Origin of the sequence: Enterobacter sp. MGH120, assembly GCF_001037725.1 — a bacterium.
Taxonomy (GTDB): domain Bacteria; phylum Pseudomonadota; class Gammaproteobacteria; order Enterobacterales; family Enterobacteriaceae; genus Enterobacter; species Enterobacter hormaechei_C.
This window is the reverse complement of sequence record NZ_KQ089940.1, coordinates 2,975,049-2,997,666: the sequence shown is the minus strand read 5'-3', so window position 1 is coordinate 2,997,666 and position 22,618 is coordinate 2,975,049. Positions and strand designations below refer to the sequence as shown.

Here is a 22,618-nt window from a genome sequence, read left to right as displayed (position 1 = left end):
ACAGGCGGCGCTATCCCATTAACATCCACGTTGCCGGTACGGCAGCGACTAACAGCAAACCTATCAATGCCATTTCGCGGCGCTTAAGGGCATTATCAAGCTGATGTGTACGGCGAGCGTAAATAAACACCAGCAGGCCCGGCGCGTAGAGCACCACGGACAGCAGCAGATGCATCGGTCCGGAAGCATACAACAACCATAGACCGTAAATACAGGCGCCGACGCCTACCGCATAGTGTGCCGGGCGGGTCGCAATTTTTAACAGATATGCGCCCACTAAGAAATAGGGTACCAGAATCATCTCGGAGGCGATGGTCAGCAGCGTGTTATAGTCCGATCCTGTGAGCCAGATCAGCACCAGACAGACCTGCACGCTGATGTTGGTGAGCCACAGAGAGGCCGATGGCGCACTGTTTTTGTTCTGACGGGCAAACAGGCGCGGGAACGCTTTGTGCGTGGCGGCCAGGAACGGGACTTCCGCTGCCATAATGGTCCAGCTCAGATAGGCGCCGCAAACGGAAACAATCAGACCCGCCGCGATAATCACGTCCCCCCAGGGACCCAACATTTTCACCATCAGCCCGGCCATGGACGGGTTACGCATTTCCGCAAGTTCAGGGCGAGCTACCACGCCGAGCGACAGCAGCGTCACCAGCAGATAAACGCCCAGCGCCGCCAGTACGGCCAGCAGCGTGGCGCGTCCCACATCGCGCTTGTTACGCGCGCGGGCAGAGACCACGACGGCACCTTCAACGCCGATGAACACCCACAGGGTGATCAGCATGGTATTTTTCACCTGTTCCCAAACGGGGACGCCCAGCGCAATGCCGCTGAAATCGAGCGTAAAGACATCGAGACGGAAGGCGAGGAAGGCCAGCACGACGAACAGGCCAAGCGGCACCAGCTTGGCCAGCGTCGCCACCAGGTTAATGCTGGCTGCGGTCTGGACGCCACGCAAAATCAGCCAGTGAACTATCCACAGCAGGACCGAGGCGCCGACGATGGACTGCCAGGTATTGCCGTCGCCAAACAGGCGCAGTTCGGGCGTGTCGGTAAAGAAGCTGAGCGCCGAGAAGACGATAACCAGATAGGAGACGTTGGCGATCACCGCGCACAGCCAGTAACCCCAGGCGGAGCAGAAGCCGATCAGCTCGCCGAAACCTTCCCGGGCGTAAGTGAATATTCCGCCGTCCAGATCCGGTCGGATACGGGTCAGCAGCAGCATGGCGAACGCCAGCAGCAAAATCCCGACACCGGTAATGCCCCAGCCAATCAGTAATGCGGCCGGGCTGGCGACGGCCGCCATGTTCTGCGGCAAACTGAATACGCCCGCGCCCAGCATTGAGCTCAATACAAGTGCAGTTAAAGCACTCAGGCCAAGTTTCTTTTCCATTGGCTTCCTGTTATGAAAAGTCCAAATCCAGAATAATTATTTCGCTAAGGCGCATAAAAATGGTGGATCACGCTAAGGCGCGGGATTTTACGGAGTGTGAAGGATGCATGCAATGACGTGTGGCAGAAATCAGAAAAAAAGTAACAAAAAAGGCGGCACTGCGCCGCCTTTATGAAACCGTTTTGTTACTTGTACAGATCGGCGCTGATGGTCAGGTTGTTACCACGTTCCTGCCACTGGCGGGTGATGTGGTAATACTTCGCGCCTTTCTTCGCAGCACGCTTCGCCACCTGATAGGAGATTTCCGTCATGTTGCCATAGTTGCCCGTAAACTTGATGCTGTCGAACGGCACCATCTGCGCGGCAGTGGCTTTGTTCAGCTCTTCAATTTTCGTGCCGTCTGGTAACGTAACGGTATAACGACCGCCTTTGGTGGATTGGGTTTCAAAGAAACGACCCACTTCAGCGCTTGGTGCCGCCGAGGTTGCAACGCCCGGAATTTCCACTTTCTTCGCTTCTTCACCGCCTTTCGCTAACGCGGCACGTCCCGCATCTGAATCCGCTGGAATGGCATCCGGGCTTTGTACTACGCGTTTTTTCGCATCTTGCTTATAGATGAAGGCGGTGATGCGCTGGTTTCCGCCCTGGTTGGCATCAACCTGACGCACGATATAGAACGCGTAAGCGCCTTTTTCTCTCGCGGCTTTGGTGATGGCATCGTTAACTTCAGGCTGGCTGCGGTAGAAGCCCTGAACGGTCACGGTGTCATACGGTTCCAGCTGAACAGCCTGATCTTTCGGCAGTTCAACAATGCCGTTAATCACGCGGTTTTTCTGTTCATCTGCTTTTGGGGCATTCTCTTTGTACAGCGCAATCGTCACGCGCTGGTTGCCGCTGTTGCCCTGATCGGACTGGTCAACAACGTAAAACGAGGCAGCGCCGTTTTTATCGGCGGCTTTTGATGCGGCGGCGACGGCATCGCCAATAGAGTTATAGCGACCCACAATGACCGTATGGTCAAAAGGTTTTAACGCTGCCGCTTGCTCCGGCGTCAACTCTGTCGCGGCATTCGCAGACAGGGCGGTCGCGGAAAGAAGTGCGGACGCCAGGAGTGTGTTCTTAAGCTTCATAAAAATAATCCTTCGCCTTGCGCAAACCATGTACTGGTGTTGTTGTTAATTTGAGACGGTCCCGATTATGGCATTTAACACCCGTCGCTGTCTGCGGCATTTTTCACAGCCTGTGCTCACCAAAGGACCTGATTCGATAACATTTTGTGATATGTGGAAAAAACAGGCATTTCACAAGCAAAACTGATTAAGCATATGACTTTTACAAGTTAATTTAATGTTAATGAGTTGTTCTTTTATGGCGCTATATCATGTTTTTACCGCTTCGCTTGCGCGATTTATCGGTCCTGAAGGCGAATTTAAGGTAAATATCTCTGTCAGTGACCCCGATCGCTTATTTTTCACAGATAAAGTAAGAAATAGTGTTTTCTGGCGGTAGATCACGGGCGCTATTTTCAGTAGGTTATAGAAAGTTTGTTACTGTTTTATTTTCCGGGGTTAATCATTCTCCGTCGATATCTCGATGGTGAAAATTGATACAAACCGTGGGCAATTATCGACAAACCATCATCAAAAACCGATGGAAGGGAAAACTATGCGTATTGGGGTACCAAAAGAACGGTTAGCCAATGAAACCCGCGTAGCGGCGACACCAAAAACGGTGGAGCAACTGCTTAAACTGGGTTTTACCGTCGCGATTGAAAGCGGCGCGGGCAAACTGGCGAGTTTCGATGACGAGGCCTTTACTCAGGCTGGCGCGGACGTAGTGGACGGTGCTGAGGTCTGGCAATCACCCATCATTCTGAAGGTCAACGCACCGGAAGAGAGTGAAATTGAACTGCTGAACGCGGGCACGACGCTTGTGAGCTTTGTCTGGCCAGCCCAAAACCCGGAGCTGATGGAGAAGCTGGCAGCACGCGGTGTCACCGTGATGGCGATGGACTCCGTGCCGCGTATTTCGCGCGCGCAGTCTCTGGATGCGCTGAGCTCCATGGCGAACATTGCCGGCTATCGCGCCATTGTCGAAGCTGCGCATGAGTTTGGTCGCTTCTTTACCGGTCAGATTACGGCGGCAGGTAAAGTACCACCCGCGAAGGTGATGGTGATTGGTGCCGGTGTGGCAGGTCTTGCCGCTATCGGGGCCGCAAACAGCCTGGGCGCTATTGTTCGCGCGTTTGATACCCGGCCGGAAGTGAAGGAGCAGGTGCAGAGTATGGGCGCCGAATTCCTTGAGCTGGACTTCAAGGAAGAAGCGGGCAGCGGTGATGGTTACGCGAAGGTCATGTCTGAAGCCTTTATTAAGGCGGAAATGGCGCTCTTTGCGGCGCAGGCAAAAGAGGTGGACATCATTGTCACCACCGCGCTTATTCCGGGTAAACCGGCGCCGAAGCTGATCACCCGTGAGATGGTGGATTCCATGCAGCCGGGCAGCGTTATTGTCGATCTGGCGGCGCAAAACGGCGGTAACTGTGAGTATACCGTGCCAAACCAGGTCACGACGACCGCGAACGGCGTGAAGGTGATCGGTTATACCGACCTGCCAGGGCGTCTGCCAACCCAGTCCTCTCAGCTGTACGGCACGAACCTCGTTAACCTGCTGAAGCTGCTCTGCAAAGAGAAAGACGGCAACATTACCGTTGATTTTGATGATGTGGTGGTGCGTGGCGTTACCGTGGTGCGTGAAGGGGAAATCACCTGGCCTGCACCGCCGATTCAGGTTTCCGCTCAACCTCAGGCTGCGCCGAAAGCGGCGCCAGAGCCCGCGGAGCCAGCAAAACCTGCGTCGCCGTGGCGCAAATACGCCATCATGGCGCTGGTTATTATCCTGTTTGGCTGGCTGGCGGATGTCGCGCCAAAAGAGTTCCTTGGCCACTTCACCGTCTTCGCGCTCTCCTGCGTGGTGGGTTACTACGTCGTGTGGAACGTTTCTCATGCGCTGCATACCCCGCTGATGTCGGTCACCAATGCCATCTCCGGGATTATCGTGGTCGGGGCATTGCTGCAAATTGGTCATGGCGGCTGGATCAGCTTCCTGAGCTTCATTGCGGTGCTGATCGCCAGTATCAATATTTTCGGTGGTTTCACCGTGACTCAGCGCATGCTGAAAATGTTTCGTAAAGGCTAAGGGGTAGCATATGTCTGGAGGATTAGTTACAGCCGCATACATTGTTGCTGCAATCCTGTTTATTTTCAGTCTGGCGGGGCTTTCCAAACACGAAACGTCTCAGCAGGGAAATAACTTTGGTATCGCCGGGATGGCGATTGCGCTGATTGCCACCATCTTTGGGCCGGACACCGGCAACGTGGCGTGGATCCTGGTGGCGATGATCATCGGCGGCGCGATTGGTATTCGTCTGGCGAAACGCGTTGAAATGACCGAGATGCCGGAGCTGGTTGCCATTCTGCACAGCTTCGTGGGTCTGGCGGCGGTGCTGGTGGGCTTCAACAGCTACCTGTACCACGAACCGGGCCTGGAGCCGATTCTGGTGAACATCCACCTGACCGAAGTGTTCCTCGGCATCTTCATCGGTGCGGTGACCTTCACCGGGTCGATTGTGGCGTTCGGCAAGCTGCGCGGGAAGATCTCTTCCAAACCGCTGATGCTGCCTAACCGCCACAAGCTGAACCTGGCGGCGCTGGTCGTTTCCTTTGTGCTGCTGGTGGTCTTCGTGCGTACCGAAAGCGTAGGCTTGCAGGTGCTGGCGTTACTGGTGATGACCATCATCGCGCTGGCCTTCGGCTGGCATCTGGTGGCGTCTATCGGCGGAGCAGATATGCCGGTGGTGGTTTCCATGCTGAACTCCTACTCCGGTTGGGCGGCGGCGGCGGCAGGCTTTATGCTGAGCAACGACCTGCTGATTGTCACCGGTGCGCTGGTCGGTTCTTCCGGTGCGATCCTGTCTTACATCATGTGTAAGGCGATGAACCGTTCGTTTATCAGCGTCATTGCGGGTGGCTTCGGTTCTGACGGCTCATCAACCGGTTCTGATGAGGAAGTGGGTGAACACCGTGAAATCAGCGCGGAAGAGACCGCAGAGATGCTGAAAAACTCGCATTCCGTCATCATCACCCCAGGCTATGGCATGGCGGTGGCGCAGGCGCAGTATCCGGTGGCGGAAATCACCGAGAAACTCCGCGCGCGCGGCATCAAGGTTCGCTTTGGTATTCACCCGGTGGCGGGGCGTCTGCCAGGCCACATGAACGTGCTGCTGGCGGAAGCGAAGGTGCCTTACGACATCGTGCTGGAAATGGACGAGATCAACGATGATTTCGCCGACACCGACACCGTGCTGGTGATTGGCGCCAACGACACCGTTAACCCGGCGGCACAGGACGACCCGCGTAGTCCGATTGCGGGTATGCCTGTTCTCGAAGTGTGGAAGGCGCTGAACGTCATTGTCTTCAAACGCTCTATGAACACCGGCTATGCTGGCGTGCAGAACCCGCTGTTCTTTAAAGATAACACCCACATGCTGTTTGGCGACGCGAAGGCCAGCGTGGATGCGATCCTGAAAGCGCTGTAATTGCGCTTCATCCTGACAAACCGCCCCCTGGGGCGGTTTTCTTATTTCTGCGGCCAGCTTTTCTCCTCTGTCTATACTTTACCCTTTGTGTAATACGAGGAGGTGTAATGCGATTTTTGTCCCGCTTCGACATCATCGAGCTGATGATGACGCCATCTTTCTGGATCGGCGTCGCCACGGTGGTTTTTGTGACTCTGCTGGTGTACTGGCTGCTGACGCGTCTGATCGCCTTCGTTAAGAAAGGGATCACTACCTGGGGCGACAAGCACCCCACCACCAACCGGATGCGTTTTATCCTGACGGATATGCTTAACCGCACCAGCCGCGTCCTGCTTTTTGTCGTGGCGCTGTTATTCAGCCTGCGTTTCGTCGACTTACCGGATCATCTCTTTGGTACCGTGAGCCACGCCTGGTTCCTGGTCTTCGCTATCCAGGTCGCGCTGTGGATGGATCAGGGGGTGGTGTCGTGGCTTCGTCACGTCATGCTGGCGCCGGGAAGCCATAAAAACCCGGTGACGCTGGTGATCACGGGGCTTATCCTCCGTGCCATAGTCTGGTCAGTGATGCTGCTGTCTATTCTTGCTAACGCGGGCGTCAACATCACTGCTCTGGTTGCCAGCCTTGGGGTAGGGGGTATTGCAATCGCCCTCGCGGTGCAAACGATCCTGAGCGACGTGTTTGCATCGCTTTCCATCGGTTTTGATAAGCCGTTCGAAATTGGCGATTTTGTGGTGTTTAACGATGTCGCCGGGACGGTAGAGCACATTGGCCTGAAAACCACCCGTATCCGCAGCCTGAGCGGGGAGCAGATTGTCTGCGGGAACGCCATTCTGCTGCAACAGACGCTGCATAACTACAAACGGATGCAAACGCGCCGGATCGTCTTTACCTTCGGGGTTGCCAGCGACACGGCGCCGGACAAACTGCGTTCAGTGGGTGATATGGTCAAACAGATCATTACCGACGTCGGGGAAACGAAGTTTGACCGCGCCCATTTCCTGGGCTTCGATCGCGATCGCCTGACCTTCGAGGTGGTCCATATCGTTAATACGGCGGACTACAACAAGTACATGGATATTCAGCAGGAGATCAATATCCGTATTCTGGAGGGGCTGAACCAGCAGGAGATCAAGCTGGCGCTGCCGAGCATGGTTCTGCACGCGCCCTGGATGAATGCCGGCGACGAGGCACCGACGCAGCGGTTGAGCGAAGCGTAATAAAAAAGCCCGCCGTTACCGGCGGGCTTTCATTTTGGGGTCAATCGTCTTCCTCATCGTCCAGTTCAACCGGCGTTTGATACTGATCCGGTTTGATGACCAGAAGGTCGCAGCGCAGGTGGTCGATCACCTGCTCGGCGGTATTTCCCAGGAACGCGGCAGAGATACCGGTCCGGCCAATGGTGCCCAGCACCACAATCCCGGCCTGCAAATGCTCCGCCAGATCCGGAATAACCTCTTCCGGTAACCCTTTTTCTACGTGCGTCATATTCTCATCGATACTGAATTTCTGGCGCAGCGCTTTCATGGCCAGCAGATGCTGACCGCGAATCGCGTCGTTATACACGCTCGGGTCAAATTCAGGCAACTCGATGGCGATATTGATTGGCGTAACCGGATAGGCACCCACCAGATGGACTTCGGTGTGGTTAACCTGGTCGGCAAGCTGGATGGTTTCCTTCACCAGCTTCTCGTTCAGCGAATTGTGATAATCCTCTTCGCTGGCCAGATTCACCGCCACGACGGCTTTCCCGCCCTCAGGCCATGGCTGATCTTTCACCATCCATACCGGGCAAGGGCATTTGCGCAGCAGGTGCCAGTCGGTTGGAGTGAAAATCACAGATTCCAGTTTGTCATGCTGGTGCGCCATTTTCAGCAGCAGGTCATGCCCACCGGCCACCACTTCCTGAATAATGGCTTCGAAAGGTCGGTTGTGCCAGACCACTTTGATATCAATCGGTACGCCCGCTTCCAGGTAATATTTCGCCTGCTCGCGGATCCACGCGGTACGCTGGCTGATCACTCCCTGACGCATAGCGGTGCGCTCGTCAGGCGACAGAAGGGTGGTCATCTCGTATGAGAAGTCATAAATCGGCAAAAAGGCTTTAATTTTGCCACCAATCCGTTGATGTAAATACACAGCACGTCGTAATGCCGGCTGATCGTCCTGATTAGGATCGATAGCCACCAGCATGTTTTGATACTTTGCCATACAGGTCTCCTTACTACTGTCACCACAGTCTGTAAGTAAAAGAGTAACCTATATATCTTGAATGAAACAGGGGGGAAGTTTTTGCCAGATCAATAATCATGAAAATTTATCGACCTGGCATAAGATATCCGGGAGAGTTATGCCACGTTACGTGAGTGACCCGCCAGAATGGCCAGCGCTTCACCGTTTTCGATGGTGATGTACTTACCTTTAACCGCCAGCATTCCGCTCTTCTGGAAGCGACCCAGCAGACGGCTGATGGTTTCCACGGTCAGGCCCAGATAGTTGCCAATATCACCGCGCGTCATGGTCAGACGGAATTCACGCGGGGAGAAGCCACGCTCCGCGAAACGGCGGGAGAGGTTATAGATAAAGGCGGCCAGACGCTCTTCGGCATTCTTTTTGGAAAGCAGCAGGATCATATCCTGATCGCCTTTAATCTCACCGCTCATCAGACGCATCATCTGCTGACGCAGGTTCGGCATCTTACCGGACAGATCGTCCAGCGTCTCAAACGGAATTTCGCAGACCATAGAGGTTTCCAGCGCCTGAGCAAAGCTCGGGTGATGGCCACTGCCGATGGCGTCAAAGCCGACTAAATCGCCTGCCAGATGGAAGCCGGTGATCTGCTCGTCGCCCTGTTCGGTAATGGTGTAGCTTTTGATAGTGCCAGAACGGATAGCATAGAGCGATTTCAGTTCGTCTCCCGCCTTAAACAGCGTCTGCCCTTTCTGAATAGGCTTTTTGCGCTCGATGATATTGTCAAGCTGATCGAGTTCGTGCTCATTCAGAGTAAACGGGATACAGAGCTGGCTGATGCTGCAATCCTGGCAATGGATAGCACAACCGCCAGACTGAATGCGTCGTATAATTCGCTTTTCCGGGATCATAGGTTTGCTCAAGCCTTAATTGATATTGGTCAATTTTAACATCTTTTTGGTAAGGACGTAAGTCTGGCAAACCCCCAATAAAGACAAGAGACGGCAGCGTGTTGCCATCTCCTTGAAATTCCACAGAATGATTAAGGATTATGAACCTAACAGGAAGAAAATTAAGCACAAAAAGCCTGGGAATTACAGCAGAAAATACCCTTCGTGACGCAGCAGCCACTCTTTGCGCTGTACGCCCCCGGCATAGCCGGTGAGGGTGCCGTTGCGCCCGATCACGCGATGGCAAGGCACCACAATGCTGACGGGGTTAGAGCCATTTGCCGCACCGACCGCGCGCGCCGCGCCGGCACGGCCAAGCTGTTCTGCCAACTGACCGTAGTGCATCACCTGCCCGCAGGGAATATTACGCAGCGCCTGCCACACCTCGCGCTGGAAAGGGGTGCCCGCCGTGGCGGTTGGCAGGGTATTAATAATGCTGAGATCGCCCTCGAAGTAGGCCGTCAGTTTATCGCTCAGCCCGCCAGGATTACGGGCAGTAATACGCTCGTAACCCTCGGCGCGATAATGGATGTTGAGCAGCTCAACCATCCGGTCGCTGTGCTCTTCCCATTCAACCGCGCGCAGATTGAACGCTTCATCCGCGATAACCCACAGCGGCCCCAGCGGCGTCGCAATATTATCTTCGAGTAATCTCAGCATCAGTACTCCTTAGTTCAGCCTCGGGTAAACACCCGGTCCAATCGGCAGGCCGACAAGATACCACGCCACCAGCATCACCAGCCATACCCCTAAGAAGATAAGCGGATAGGGCAGAACCAGCGAATAGTAGGTACCCAGCTTAGCCTCCGGTCTGTAGCGTTGCAGGAAGCCTAAAAACAGCGGAACGAAGGGTGACACGGGCGCCAGCGGGATCACCGAGGAATCGGCGACACGGAAAAGGATCTGGGCGAACGCAGGATGGAAGCCGAGCATCATAAACATGGGGACAAAGATGGGCGCCAGAATCGACCAGATGGCCGACCCGCTGGCAATAAACATGCACAGCAGGGACGACAGCAGCGCCAGGCCGACAAACGCCGGAACACCGCTCAACCCCGCCGCCTCCAGCGCGTCCGTCAGGCTCACGGCCATAAACTTGCCCATGTTGCTCCAGTTAAACATGGCGACAAACTGCGCCAGCGGGAACACCATCACGATAAAACCCGCCATCTCCTTCATCGGCTCGATCATCAGGTGCGGCAGATCTCCCTGACGGCGGATTTTGCCGGTGGCGATGCCGAACGCGAGCGAAACGACGAAGAAGAAGAGAATTATCAGCGGCACAATGCCCTGAATAAACGGCGAGGGCAGTACGGTGTGTTTGATCGGATCGCGCAGCACGCCATTTTCCGGCACCACCATCAGCGCCACCACCGCAATGAACGCCAGCGAGACGATCCCGGCTACGCGCAGGCCGAACTGCTGCTCTTTGCTCAGCGTCTCCAGCTTTTCATCGCTCCGGCCTTCCCATTTACCCAGGCGCGGCTCAATGATCTTATCGGTAATCAGCCCCCCGACAATCGTCAGGACAATCACCGAACTGGCCATAAAGTACCAGTTGTCGATCACGCTGACGTGCATAGTCGCATCGATGGTGCTGGCTGCCTCCGTACTGATGCCGGAGAGCAGCACATCGGTGGTCACGATAAGCAGGTTAGCGGTAAACCCACAGCCGACGCCCGCAATCGCCGACAGCAGGCCCGCAACAGGATGACGGCCAACGGCGAGGAAAATCAGCGCCCCCATCGGCGGCATGATCACCAGCGCCGCGTCGGACGAGATATGGCTGAAGAAGGCAATAAACAGCACCATATAGCTGGCATAACGCGCGCTGACGTGCGAGGCCATTTTCACCATCAGCGCGGGCAGCAGACCCACGCGTTCGGCCAGTCCCGCGCCTAACACCAGCGCCAGGATGGCGCCCAGCGGCGCAAAACCGCTGAAGTTTTTAATCACGTTCGGCAAAAACCAGTGCAACCCTTCAACGCTGAGCAGGTTTTTCACTGCTACCATACTGCCGTCGGCCGGGCTGCGCACGCTCACCTCAAAGGCGGACAGCACGGCCGTCGCGACCATCAGGATGACAATTAAATAGATAAAAAGCAGGAAAGGGTGCGGTACTTTATTGCCGATCCTTTCAACCCAGCCATAGAGCTTACCGGATGGGGAATGCGAAGGTATGGAAGACATACTCATGGGCGTTCCTCGGGACTGTTGTTGTGTTGTGTTTTTTTATTTTAAAGGTGACGGTGTCACGCCCTGCGGGATCGGACACTCGTACGGTTTTTCTGTTATGTGTTGTTCGAACTCTTCCCGGCATTTTCGCAACAGGTCGGCATCCTGAAGCAGATGCAGCGCGGTCGCGCCCATCACTTTTCCGGCCAGCAACATGCCTTTATGGGCAATTGAGGTACGCCCCTGCGCCACTAGTTGCCAGGTATGCAGTGGGGTGCCGACGGTAAAACAGGGGCTAAAGCACTGTGCAACAGGCATCTTCCAGCTGACATCCCCCACATCGGTGGAGCCTGCCAGCACGTTATCGGTGATGGCGTAAGGGGCAACTTCATCCACCAGCAGCGTCTCCTGATGGCGTCGGGCAAACGCTTTTCCCTCTTCGGCCCCCGTTGCGGCAATGTTTTTCAGGCTGTTTTGCAGGTCGTTTGCCGTGAGCGTGGCGCGGATTTCACGGGCAAATTCGCGTTCCTCTTCCGTCCAGGCCGGCGTGCCATAATGCTGCAATGCGCGGTACATCGCCGCTTCGAGCGTACGGTTCGGCAGATAGCTGGAGCAGGCTTTATCAAAGCGGCACTCGACGGTGGTTTCGGTCATCATCGCCGCACCCTGGGCGATTTTCTCGATGCGCGCGTAGATCTGCTGCGCATCGGCCATCTCCGGGGCGCGGATCAGGTACAGCACCTCGGCCTGGGCCTGTACCACGTTGGGCGAAATCCCGCCGGTATCGGTGATGGCGTAATGAACGCGCGCTTTTTCAATGATGTGTTCGTTGAGGAAGTTTGTACCGGTGGTCATCAGCGTCACGGCATCCAGCGCGCTGCGCCCCAGATGTGGGGAGTTTGCGGCATGAGCGGCGATCCCCTTAAACCGCCAGGCGGCCTGAATATTGGCCAGCGTGCTGACGTTAAACATCCCGGCAAAGGCCTCCGGGTGCCATGTCACGGCAGCGTCCACGTCGTCAAACAGCCCTTCACGTACCATAAAGGTTTTACCGGAGCCGCCTTCCTCGCCGGGGCAGCCGTAAAATCGTACCGTTCCGCTGCCGCCGTGTTGTTCCAGCCAGCTTTTCACCGCCACCGCCCCGGCGAAGGCAGCAGTGCCTAACAGGTTATGCCCGCAGCCGTGGCCGTTCGCCCCCGGGGTGGCGGATTGCGCCGTCGCGCAGTGCGCCTGCTGGCTTAGCCCGGCCAGGGCATCGTATTCGCCCAGAAGGGCGATAACGGGCTTGCCGCTGCCGTAGCTGGCAATAAAGGCATTGGGAATGCCTCCGGCTTCCCGCGTCAGGGCAAAGCCCTCGGCTTCCAGCGCACTGGCGAGCCGTTCGGCGGACCAGAACTCTTCGAAGCGCGTTTCGGGATGATCCCAGATGTCGTCGGCAATATCGGTAAACGTCTGACATCGCGTGTCGATGGCATCGGCGATAAAAGCGTAGTTCTCCTGCATTACACACCTCGCGTCCACGGGAAATTAAGCGCAGTTCGCGCCAGCGTTTCGATGGCAACGTTCATCACCTGCTCATCAAAATCGAATTTTTCGTTGTGATGTCCGGCGCTCAGCTCGGTGCCGAAGACCATATACGAGGCCATGCCGCCGTTCTGCTGTACGCGGGCCATCATTAGCGTGGCATCTTCGGAGCCCGCAGGCGCTTTGACCTTATTAATGGCATGAGTCACGCCGGGCACCTGGCTTGCCTGTTCGCGCAGATAATCGACCCAGGCCGGAGAAGGGGCGCTGGAGGTCGCCGCCCCCATCAGGTTTACCCCGGCTGTTACGCCGTAGAGCGCCGCCGCGCCGGTAATTACCGCCTGTGCGCGCTCAAAGACATACTGATTAATAGCCTCGCTTTCGCCGCGGGTTTCAACCTTAAGCAACGCATCAGCCGGAACCACGTTGCGTCCGCTGCCCGCCTGCATGACCCCGACGTTAACCCGGGACGCGCCTTCGCTGTGTGGTGCGATGCCATGCAGCGCGATGGCGGCCTGGGCAGCCGCGAGTAGGGCGTTACGGCCCTCTTCTGGTTTACCGCCAGCGTGTGCGGCGACCCCGGTAAAGCGCACGTCAAATTTGGTGGTCGCCATGAAGTTATCGCTGCCGCAGATCACCGTCCCTTCCGGAACGCCGGTCCCGATATGAATGGCGGTAAAGTAGTCCACGCCGTCCAGCGCGCCTGCGGCGACCATAGCCCGCGCGCCGCGCGTACCCTCTTCGGCAGGCTGGAAGATCAGTTTGATGATGCCGTTGAGCTGCGCCTCATGCTGCTTAAGCACCTGCGCGAGCCCCAGACCAATGGTGGTATGCCCGTCGTGGCCACAGGCGTGCATCATGCCCGGGTTGCAGGAGGCAAAACCGTCGCGGAAGGGGCGATGACTTTCGTCAAGCGCTTCGCTTAAATCAAGTGCATCCATGTCTACCCGAAACGCCAGCGTCGGGCCGGGGCGGCCGGTATTCAGGGTCGCCACAATGCCGGTAAATCCGCCCTCAAACGGCGCCAGCCATTTCTCCGGCGCACCCTGCGCCCGGGAGCGGGCAAACTCTCGCGAAAGGGTGGCATCATCGGGCAGTCCCATACGGCTTTCGGCATCGACCACGTCGCGCCCCATCGCCAGTTCGTAGCCCAGCGAGTCGAGGATCTCCGCGACTTTCGCAGCTGTTCGAAACTCTACCCAGCCGGATTCCGCAAAATGGTGGAAATCGCGACGCCATGCGCTCAGTTGTGGAGCTAATGTCTGAATGTACTGCGCCAGTGCGTTCATATCTTTTCCTGTCATCATTAAAATATGTGAACTGCTTCACGCTGTGATAGTTTTTACTTATCACTAATCGTTTTTTCACAGTTTTAACCGTTCAGGAATTACCCTCGCACATCCGTTTCCATTAAAGTAGATGACAGTTTCTTTACTCTGATAAACAACGGTTATCGGTCTCGTTATGTCATTTCAGATTAAATTTCATCAAATCAGGGCGTTTGTCGAGGTGGCGCGACAGGGCAGCATTCGCGGCGCCAGCCGGACGCTTAATCTTTCGCAGCCCGCGCTGACCAAATCCATTAAAGAGCTGGAGGAGGGTATGGCGGCCCAGCTGTTTGTGCGCCAGAGTAAAGGCGTCGCGCTGACCGAGTGCGGGGAAGGGTTTTATCACCGCGCTAATTTGATTCTGGAAGAGCTGCGTGCAGCGCAGGATGACATCCGCCAGCGACAGGGCGAGCTTGCCGGGCAGATCAATATTGGGATGGGAGCCAGCATTTCACGCAGCCTGATGCCGGCCGTCATTACGCGTTTTCATGCGCAGCATCCTCAGGTCAACGTCCGGATTATGGAAGGCCAGCTGGTGTCGATGATTAATGAATTACGTCAGGGTGAGCTGGACTTTACCATCAATACCTATTATCAGGGGCCGTACGATCACGAATTTACGTTTGAAAAGCTGTTCGAAAAGCCTTTTGCTGTATTTTGTCGGGCAGGGCATCCGGCGACAGGGGCGACCTCAATTAATGAGCTTTTGCAATATAACTGGACGATGCCTACGCCCCGGGGAAGTTATTATAAGCAGTTGCAGGATACTTTTAGCCATCGATCTCAAATACCGCGAATTGGCGTTGTCTGTGAGACCTTTTCCTCCTGTATTAGCCTCGTCGCACAAAGCGATTTCATCAGCATTTTACCGCAGGAGCTGGGCTGCGATCCGCTTCTGGCGCACCGTCTGATAATGCTGCCGGTTGTCGAAACTCTGCCTAAAGCAGCATATTATTTAATTCAGCGTCGTGATTCTCGCCAGACACCGCTTGCCGAATCATTAATCACGCAGTTTCGAAGGGAAGCCAGGAAATTAATTTAATAAAAATAACAACAATAAAAAAATAGAGTCTGCCCGACATCAGACAGACTCCACAGTACACACAGTCGTGCGTCCTTTCGCGGATCCTACATGCATTATCCATTGGGCAGGTTTATTAAGTTATAACAGCTTTTTCTTAAAAGAGAAGGACGTTGAGTGATTGATTTCACGATTTTTTAACGTAAATTATTTAATTAATTACGGCTGAAATTTAAGTTAAGGTTAGATTAAATTTATTGCGTCTGCGATTATCTGTTCCTTAAGCCATTATTTGAACCTGTGCCTGGATGATTGAGACCCGCAACGGGCGCAGGTATAGTACATCACTCAGATGTAGCCGGAGGATTTCCATGAACCCTGACGACAAATCACTTTTTCTTGACGCCATGGAGGATGTCCAGCCGCTCAAACGCTGCGCGGATATTCACTGGCAGCAGAGCCGCAACACGCGGGCGCGTCAGGAAATAGATACTGAGCAGCTCGATAACTTTCTGACGCTGGGGTTTCTGGAACTGTTGCCCCTTGCCGAGCCGCTCATGTACCAGCGCGAAGGGGTACAGCAGGGGGTATTTGATAAGCTGCGTTCCGGCAAATATTCCCGTCAGGCCAGCTTAACGCTGTTACGCCAGCCTGCGGAGCAATGCCGCCAGCTGGTCTATTCCTTTATTCGCCAGGCCGGACGTGACGGGCTACGCAACCTGATCATCGTGCATGGTAAAGGGCGTGAACAGCAGTCGCATCCTAACGTGGTGCGCAGCTATCTTGCGCGCTGGCTGACCGAGTTCGACGAAGTACAGGCCTTTTGCGAAGCGCAGCCGCATCACGGCGGCAGCGGAGCATGCTATGTCTCGTTGCGTAAGTCAGAGGATGCGAAGCGAGATAACTGGGAGCGCCACGCCAAGCGCAGCCGCTAATCAGGAAGGCGGGCGAGATGCCCGCCTGTCACTCAGAAGGTTTCCCAGTTCGCGTCAGCTGTATTCGCGCCTGCCGCTGACGGGCGCAGCAGTACGGGCGTTTTCACGTTTTTAGGGCGAGCCGCCAGCGATGCCTGAGCGTTCAGCCGGAATGCCGCCACGGCCTGACGCAGCTGTTCAGACTGATCTTCCAGCGCTGCCGCCGCCGTTGCCGACTCCTGTACCAGCGCGGCGTTTTGCTGCGTGACGCTGTCCATCTGCGAGACCGCCAGGCTGACCTGCTCTATACCGCGGCTCTGCTCGTCAGACGCAGAGGAAATCTCAGCCATAATATCGGTTACGCGCGTCACGGCCGCGACGATCTCTTTCATGGTCGCACCCGCCTCGCTCACCTGTTCTGAGCCGGTATTCACCCGGCTGACAGAGTTCTCGATAAGCCCTTTGATCTCTTTTGCCGCCTGCGCGCTGCGGCTGGCCAGCGTCCGTACTTCACCTGCCACGACCGCAAAGCCGCGACCTTGTTCCCCGGCACGGGCGGCTTCAACCGCCGCGTTGAGCGCCAGAATGTTGGTCTGGAAGGCAATGCTGTCGATAACGCCGGTGATATGCGCAATTTGCTGAGAACTGTCGGCAATGTCATTCATGGTACGCACCACGTTATCCACCACCTGACCGCCGCGTGCGGCGGTTTCAGACGCATTCTTCGCCAGCAGCGTCGCCTGACGGGCGTTATCCGAGTTCTGTTTCACCGTGGCAGTCAGCTCTTCCATGCTGGCGGCGGTCTCTTCCAGCGAGGCGGCCTGCTGCTCGGTTCGCGCGGAAAGGTCGTTACTCCCGGCGGCAATTTCTCCTGCGCCCGTATAGATAGAATCTGTGCTGCCGCGCACGGCGCTGACGGTGCTCACCAGCGACTGCTGCATCTCGTGCAGACCAGCAGCCAGCTGGCCCATCTCGTTGCGCCCGGTAATCGCGACGTTTTGCGTCAGATCGCCGCTCGCGATGGTGCGAATATGGTTCATGATGGCGTTGAGCGGTTTCAGGAGCAGGTGCTGTAAACCCTGCCAGATCACCACCAGCACGGCGATCACAGTCAGGAAGATCGCCGCCAGCGTCCACTGCATCTGGGTAAAGCTGCTCTGGTTCTCTTCGGCGGCGGCTTTCAGCAGCACGTTGTTTTCAGCGCGCCAGCGGGTATAGACCGCCTCCATCTCATCCTGCGCCTGCTGGGCGTCCAGGTCGCCATAGGCCTGATAGTTATCGGCGCGCAGATACTCAATGGACAAGCGCATCACCTCGTGCATTTGCTTCCAGGCTTTCTGCATCTCTTCGGTAAGCGCGGCATTCTGGCCCTTCACCTGCGAAATCGCCTGCCAGTTTTTGTAATAGTCTTCGGCTTTGGTCAGCGAACCGTTCGCGGTGCCCAACAGCGTGTTGATTGCTGCGAGAGAGGCCGGATCGCGCTGGTTTTTCAGGTAGCGGATCGCCACGCGGGTGACGGTAACGCGCGTTTTCACCAGCGTGTTCACGCTGTCGCTCAGGCTCTCCTGTTGGGCATTGAGTAACCCGGAGTTCTGAAAGTTGTGACGATCGTTGTTAACGGCAGAGTAGAACAACCCTCCCGTGACAACTTGCAGCAGACAGAATATGGTTAGGGCAAAGATAATACCGGTAATCACGTGCAGATTTTTCAGCATGGCGGTCATCCGTAAGAGAAGAGGCAGGGTTACATCAATACTATCGTCGTAGCGAATTTAAACTTTAATTTTACTATTGCTTAACTAATGGTTTCGTTGCGGAACCTGTTGTAAATCCGGATCATTTTTTATGAGGAAGGTCAGCATGAGCAGCATAGATAAAAGCGGAACGTTCACGCTCGGAACGCGTACGGTTAAACGATTTGGCTATGGCGCGATGCAGCTTGCCGGGCCTGGCGTTTTTGGTCCGCCAAAAGACAAAAATGCGGCGCTGGCGGTGCTGCGTGAAGCGGTGGCGTCGGGTGTGAATCACATTGATACCAGCGATTTTTACGGACCTCATGTGACCAACCAGCTTATCTGCGAGGCGCTTCATCCGTACCGGGACGACCTTACGATTGTGACCAAGATCGGAGCCCGACGCGGCGAGGATGCCTCCTGGCTGCCGGCGTTTTCCGCGCAGGAGCTGACGCAGGCGGTGCATGACAACCTGCGTAACCTGAAGCGGGATGTGCTGGACGTGGTTAACCTGCGGATCATGTTTAGCACCCACGGACCGGCGGAAGGCTCGATTGCCGCGCCGCTGAGTACCCTTGCGGAGCTGCAACAGCAGGGGCTGGTTCGCCATATTGGGCTGAGCAACGTTACCGCTTCGCAGGTCGCTGAAGCGCAGAAGATGGTTTCCGTGGTGTGCGTACAGAACATGTACAACGTTGTGAATCGCGGTGACGATGCGCTGGTCGATTCACTGGCGCAGCAGGGGATTGCCTGGGTGCCGTTCTTCCCGCTGGGAGGTTTCACGCCACTGCAATCTTCCGGACTACAGGCGGTGGCGGATTCACTGGGCGCGACGCCGATGCAGGTGGCGCTGGCATGGCTGCTGCAACGCTCGCCAAATATCCTCTTGATCCCGGGAACCTCGTCGGTGGCGCATCTGCGTGAAAACCTGGCGGCAGCCGATCTGGTATTGCCGCCTGAGGCGCTGGAGACGTTAAATTCGCTGGTGGGGTAATCCCGATGGCAGCAAAAGCCCGGAGGATTTTTCGGGCTTTTGCTGTTTATGATCCAATCTGACTTCTTTGGCGGTGAAGCGCTAATGCTTCCGCCACGATTTCCTGCTTACTTTTCCGTGTTTCATACGCAGTAATGCGGATGTACTCCATCAGCGCAGGATCGATGCGCGCGCTTAACATCCTGAGTTCGGCCTCCTTTGCGACACCGCGAGCAACACGCTTATCGGGATAATCACGGGCGGGCATAGAAAACGTCCTCCAAAAATTGTCTTGTTAATTTGTGCTGTAAAATATGCGCCAGTCTAAATAGAAAGTCAACGGATAGTGATTATGCAGTGATGGTGCTTTGTCTTTTGTACATTTACAAGTCATCAATAAGTGATGATGTAGTGATGTTTTATGACGCGTTAAGCTTGCCCATGCGTAAAAATTTACAAAACAAATAATCTTCATTGCTATAGAGGGTTATAAGCGAAGCGGTTAAGGCGTAGCCAGCCGCTTACGCTGACATGGCTTGATCGATACCTCAGTTAAAACTACTGTATATAAAAACAGTATGGAGGTGTTTATTATGATCTTTTTCAGACCCGCAGAGTTGCGTGAAATCGTTGCTATTCCACTTTTCAGCGACTTAGTACAGTGCGGCTTCCCCAGCCCGGCAGCGGATTATGTAGAGCGGCGTATCGATTTAAACGAGTTATTAGTCGCCCATCCCAGCTCCACTTATTTTGTCAAAGCCGCCGGTGACTCGATGATAGAAGGGGGGATTAATAACGGTGATTTGCTGGTGGTGGACAGTTCCCGCAAGCCTGAGCATGGCGATATCGTGATTGCGGCGGTAGAGGGCGAATTTACCGTGAAGCGCCTCCAGTTGCGTCCCAATATTCAACTCAACCCCATGAACAGCGCCTATTCACCGATTATTGTCGGCAGCGACGATACGCTCGATATCTTTGGTGTAGTGACGTATATCGTGAAATCCGCGAGCTGATCGTGTTTGTGAAGCTTAATTAATAGGCAATAAGTTAATTCTCATCATGCAAAAATCTTACGTTATCGGGGCTGTCTTGTCGGCAAACCTGATATTCATCGCATAAGCCGGAACTGACTGGTCAAATATTCTGGTATTGGCGAATTACAGAGTGATATCCCATTTTTTTATTTTGTTATGTTCCTGCACTTTAGTGAGTTTTCTTTTCTTCCGACAGAATACATTTTGTCTACATTATAATTTTAATTTATGATTCGCACACGAACAATTGATGTTATGCAGGGTTTTAGCATCGTGGCAGTCAATAAAACCCTGCTGTTATAAAGTAATCAGGAGATTCATTTTTATGTCAGACAATAATCCCCGCCCATCCGGCTGGTTAGGCCCGTGGTGCCTGCTGGTGGGTGTGATACTTCTTGTAACGGGGCTCTTTTTTGCCATCGGCGGTTTTAAACTGGTTTCCCTGGGGGGGAGTTGGTATTTTCTCATCGCCGGGGTTATCACTCTGCTCTCTGCGATTCAGTTCTTCCGCCGCAAGTCCTCTGCCGTGGGGCTGTTTGCCCTGGTGTTTCTTGGCACCCTGATTTGGGCATTTTTCGATGCCGGGCTCGACTTCTGGCCGCTGGTTTCCCGTTTAATGGTACCCGCCGGGCTGATGGTGCTGGCAGCCGCCACCTGGCCTGCATTGCGTAAACGTGAAGGAAAACCGTCCTGCGCAAAAGGGGCCCTGGGGGTCTGCGCGGTCCTTATTGTCGCCATGGGCGTCACCTTTGTTCAGATGTTTCAACCCCATCCGACCGTGCCGTTTAGCGGTGAAAAACGCCCGCTGGTGCCGGTAAAAGATGATGCGAAACAGCAGAACTGGGATCACTACGGTAATACGGCTGGCGGTAGTCGCTTTGTGGCGCTGGACCAGATAACCCGTGACAACGTGAAAAACCTGAAACCGGTCTGGACCTACCATACCGGTGACGTACCGGAAAGTCCGGACGGCAATGGCGCAGAAGATCAGCAAACGCCGCTACAGGTTGGCGATCGTGTCTTCCTCTGTACGCCGCATAACAACGTGATCGCCGTGGATGCCGATAGCGGGAAAGAGATCTGGAAAGCGGAAATCAACGCCAAGTCTGCAATCTGGATGCGCTGCCGTGGCCTGGCGTACTTTGATGCCACCAAACCGCTGGCACAGCCAACGGTAGCCGGCTCCACGCCGGTCCTGCCAGCGCAGGTGGCACCGGGCGCTGCATGCCAGCGCCGTATCCTGATGAACACCATCGACGGTAAGCTGATCGCGTTAGACGCCGATAACGGCAACTTCTGCCCGGACTTCGGTACTAACGGCAGCGTTAACCTGCATGAAGGGATGGGCGACGCGTCAGATCCCACCTACGTGCTGACGTCGGCCCCGACGCTGGCGGGTACGACGGTTGTCGTTGGCGGCCGCGTTGCGGATAACGTCAGCACCGATATGCCGGGAGGCGTTATACGTGGTTATGACGTGATCACCGGCCAGCTGCGCTGGGCGTTCGACCCGCGTAATCCGGATCCGAACTATGTTCTGAAGCCGGGCGAACACTACAAACGTAGCTCTGCAAACTCCTAGGCCCCTATGTCCTGGGATGCGTCGATGAATACCGTGTTTATCCCGATGGGAAGTTCCTCTGTCGACCTGTGGGGCGCTGACCGTATTCCGGAAGATCACAAATACGCCACCTCAATCCTCGCGCTGGATGCGACTACCGGGAAAGAGAAGTGGGTATACCAGACCGTGCATAACGACCTCTGGGATTTCGATATCCCGATGCAGCCGAGCCTGGTTGATTTCCCGACGAAAGAGGGCAACAAGCCCGCGGTGGTGGTGGGCACCAAAGCGGGGCAAATTTACGTTCTTGATCGCCTGACGGGTAAACCGCTCACTGAAGTGAAAGAGGTTCCGGTAAAACCAGCGGATATTCCACGTGAACAGTACCCGGCAACGCAGCCTCGTTCTGTGGGAATGCCGCAGATTGGCGCGGAAACCCTGAAAGAATCGGATATGTGGGGGGCGACGCCGTTTGACCAGCTGGCCTGTCGTATCAGCTTCAAATCAATGCGTTATGACGGTCTGTACACGATGCCGGGAACCGATATTTCCCTGAGCTTCCCGGGCTCGCTGGGGGGAATGAACTGGGGTAGTCTGTCCACCGATCCGAACAACCAGTACATCTTCGTCAACGACATGCGTCTGGGTCTGTGGGTCCAGCTGATTAAACAAGATCCGCAGAGCGCGGTGGCAAACACGGGCGGTGAAGCCGTGAACGCCGGGATGGGCGCCGTTCCGATGAAAGGAACGCCGTATTCGGTCAACAAAAACCGTTTCATGTCACCGCTGGGCATTCCGTGCCAGAAACCACCGTTTGGCTCTCTCTCCGCGATTGACCTGAAAACGCAGAAAATCGTCTGGCAGGTGCCGGTCGGTACCGTTCAGGATACCGGTCCGTTTGGGGTAAAAATGCGCATGCCAATGCCTGTCGGTATGCCGACGCTGGGCGGTACGCTGGCCACGCAGGGCGGTCTGGTCTTCATTGCGGGAACCCAGGATTACTACCTGCGCGCCTTTGATTCCTCTACGGGGGAAGAAGTGTGGAAAGCGCGTCTCCCGGTGGGTAGCCAGGGCGGACCTGTCAGCTATGTATCACCGAAAACCGGCAAACAGTACATTCTGATCTCTGCCGGCGGTGCACGTCAGTCGCCGGATCGTGGTGACTACGTGATTGCCTACGCGCTGGATAAATAACAGCGAAATAAGCAGCCCGGCCCCGTCATAGTACGGG

Annotated in this window: 17 protein-coding genes and 1 pseudogene; 8 read left to right on the top strand and 10 right to left on the bottom strand. The window is 55.4% G+C overall.

The window, feature by feature from the left end:
• Window positions 1-10 precede the first annotated feature (10 nt).
• Window positions 11-1,393: an amino acid permease gene (locus tag SK54_RS13930; RefSeq protein WP_003857548.1), complete on the bottom strand. Its 1,383-nt coding sequence runs from the start codon at window positions 1,391-1,393 to the stop codon at window positions 11-13.
• A 185-nt stretch (window positions 1,394-1,578) separates the two neighbouring features.
• On the bottom strand, window positions 1,579-2,523 hold the full coding sequence (gene ydgH / locus SK54_RS13925; protein WP_000769339.1) for a DUF1471 family protein YdgH: 945 nt from the start codon (window positions 2,521-2,523) through the stop codon (window positions 1,579-1,581).
• Between the two features lie 535 nt (window positions 2,524-3,058).
• Between ydgH and pntA the strand changes: the two genes are divergently transcribed.
• The 3 genes from pntA to SK54_RS13910 all read left to right on the top strand — a co-directional run bounded on the left by pntA (window position 3,059) and on the right by SK54_RS13910 (window position 7,204).
• Window positions 3,059-4,588 (top strand): Re/Si-specific NAD(P)(+) transhydrogenase subunit alpha, encoded by a 1,530-nt coding sequence (gene pntA / locus SK54_RS13920; protein ID WP_017384575.1) that lies wholly within the window; start codon window positions 3,059-3,061, stop codon window positions 4,586-4,588.
• A 10-nt stretch (window positions 4,589-4,598) separates the two neighbouring features.
• A complete protein-coding gene (gene pntB, locus SK54_RS13915; protein WP_017384574.1) occupies window positions 4,599-5,987 on the top strand; it encodes a Re/Si-specific NAD(P)(+) transhydrogenase subunit beta in 1,389 nt (462 codons plus the stop codon).
• A gap of 107 nt (window positions 5,988-6,094) precedes the next feature.
• Complete coding sequence (locus SK54_RS13910; RefSeq protein WP_032619779.1) at window positions 6,095-7,204, top strand: mechanosensitive ion channel family protein; 1,110 nt, start codon at window positions 6,095-6,097, stop codon at window positions 7,202-7,204.
• Window positions 7,205-7,244: 40 nt separating this feature from the next.
• Here the strand turns inward: SK54_RS13910 and uspE are convergent, their stop codons facing one another.
• The 6 genes from uspE to SK54_RS13880 all read right to left on the bottom strand — a co-directional run bounded on the left by uspE (window position 7,245) and on the right by SK54_RS13880 (window position 14,112).
• A complete protein-coding gene (uspE, locus tag SK54_RS13905; RefSeq protein ID WP_006808916.1) occupies window positions 7,245-8,195 on the bottom strand; it encodes a universal stress protein UspE in 951 nt (316 codons plus the stop codon).
• A 137-nt stretch (window positions 8,196-8,332) separates the two neighbouring features.
• The gene (fnr, locus tag SK54_RS13900; protein WP_000611906.1) at window positions 8,333-9,085 is read right to left on the bottom strand and encodes a fumarate/nitrate reduction transcriptional regulator Fnr; all 753 of its coding nucleotides are present in this window, start codon (window positions 9,083-9,085) and stop codon (window positions 8,333-8,335) included.
• Between the two features lie 183 nt (window positions 9,086-9,268).
• Entirely contained in the window at window positions 9,269-9,784 is a 516-nt protein-coding gene (gene ogt / locus SK54_RS13895) for a methylated-DNA--[protein]-cysteine S-methyltransferase (protein WP_045334113.1), read from the bottom strand.
• Between the two features lie 9 nt (window positions 9,785-9,793).
• Window positions 9,794-11,320: a p-aminobenzoyl-glutamate transporter gene (abgT, locus tag SK54_RS13890; protein WP_032104209.1), complete on the bottom strand. Its 1,527-nt coding sequence runs from the start codon at window positions 11,318-11,320 to the stop codon at window positions 9,794-9,796.
• A 36-nt stretch (window positions 11,321-11,356) separates the two neighbouring features.
• The gene (locus SK54_RS13885) at window positions 11,357-12,802 is read right to left on the bottom strand and encodes a M20 family metallopeptidase (RefSeq protein ID WP_017384571.1); all 1,446 of its coding nucleotides are present in this window, start codon (window positions 12,800-12,802) and stop codon (window positions 11,357-11,359) included.
• Window positions 12,802-14,112: a M20 family metallo-hydrolase gene (locus SK54_RS13880; protein ID WP_045911677.1), complete on the bottom strand. Its 1,311-nt coding sequence runs from the start codon at window positions 14,110-14,112 to the stop codon at window positions 12,802-12,804. The genes SK54_RS13885 and SK54_RS13880 overlap by 1 nt, the downstream gene beginning before the upstream one ends.
• A 175-nt stretch (window positions 14,113-14,287) precedes the next feature.
• Here SK54_RS13880 and SK54_RS13875 point away from each other — a divergent pair, with 175 nt between their 5' ends.
• Entirely contained in the window at window positions 14,288-15,193 is a 906-nt protein-coding gene (locus tag SK54_RS13875) for a LysR family transcriptional regulator (protein WP_048247454.1), read from the top strand.
• A gap of 350 nt (window positions 15,194-15,543) precedes the next feature.
• Window positions 15,544-16,107, top strand: coding sequence for a DNA endonuclease SmrA (smrA, locus tag SK54_RS13870; protein ID WP_015570640.1), 564 nt, complete (start codon window positions 15,544-15,546; stop codon window positions 16,105-16,107).
• 32 nt (window positions 16,108-16,139) lie between these two features.
• On the opposite strand, the gene SK54_RS13865 is transcribed toward smrA, so the two are convergent.
• Window positions 16,140-17,801 carry a methyl-accepting chemotaxis citrate transducer gene (locus tag SK54_RS13865; RefSeq protein WP_017384568.1) on the bottom strand — a complete coding sequence of 554 codons (1,662 nt, stop codon included), beginning with the start codon at window positions 17,799-17,801 and terminating at the stop codon, window positions 16,140-16,142.
• A 145-nt stretch (window positions 17,802-17,946) separates the two neighbouring features.
• Here SK54_RS13865 and SK54_RS13860 point away from each other — a divergent pair, with 145 nt between their 5' ends.
• Window positions 17,947-18,813: an aldo/keto reductase family oxidoreductase gene (locus SK54_RS13860; RefSeq protein ID WP_023296516.1), complete on the top strand. Its 867-nt coding sequence runs from the start codon at window positions 17,947-17,949 to the stop codon at window positions 18,811-18,813.
• Window positions 18,814-18,859: 46 nt separating this feature from the next.
• On the opposite strand, the gene SK54_RS13855 is transcribed toward SK54_RS13860, so the two are convergent.
• Window positions 18,860-19,060 (bottom strand): hypothetical protein, encoded by a 201-nt coding sequence (locus SK54_RS13855; RefSeq protein ID WP_003857516.1) that lies wholly within the window; start codon window positions 19,058-19,060, stop codon window positions 18,860-18,862.
• A 325-nt stretch (window positions 19,061-19,385) separates the two neighbouring features.
• On the opposite strand from SK54_RS13855, the gene SK54_RS13850 reads away from it, so the two are divergent.
• Together SK54_RS13850 and SK54_RS13845 are read left to right on the top strand one after the other, a co-directional pair.
• The gene (locus SK54_RS13850) at window positions 19,386-19,805 is read left to right on the top strand and encodes a translesion error-prone DNA polymerase V autoproteolytic subunit (protein ID WP_003857514.1); all 420 of its coding nucleotides are present in this window, start codon (window positions 19,386-19,388) and stop codon (window positions 19,803-19,805) included.
• Window positions 19,806-20,151: 346 nt separating this feature from the next.
• A pseudogene (locus tag SK54_RS13845) lies at window positions 20,152-22,581 on the top strand (glucose/quinate/shikimate family membrane-bound PQQ-dependent dehydrogenase).
• Window positions 22,582-22,618: the final 37 nt, after the last annotated feature.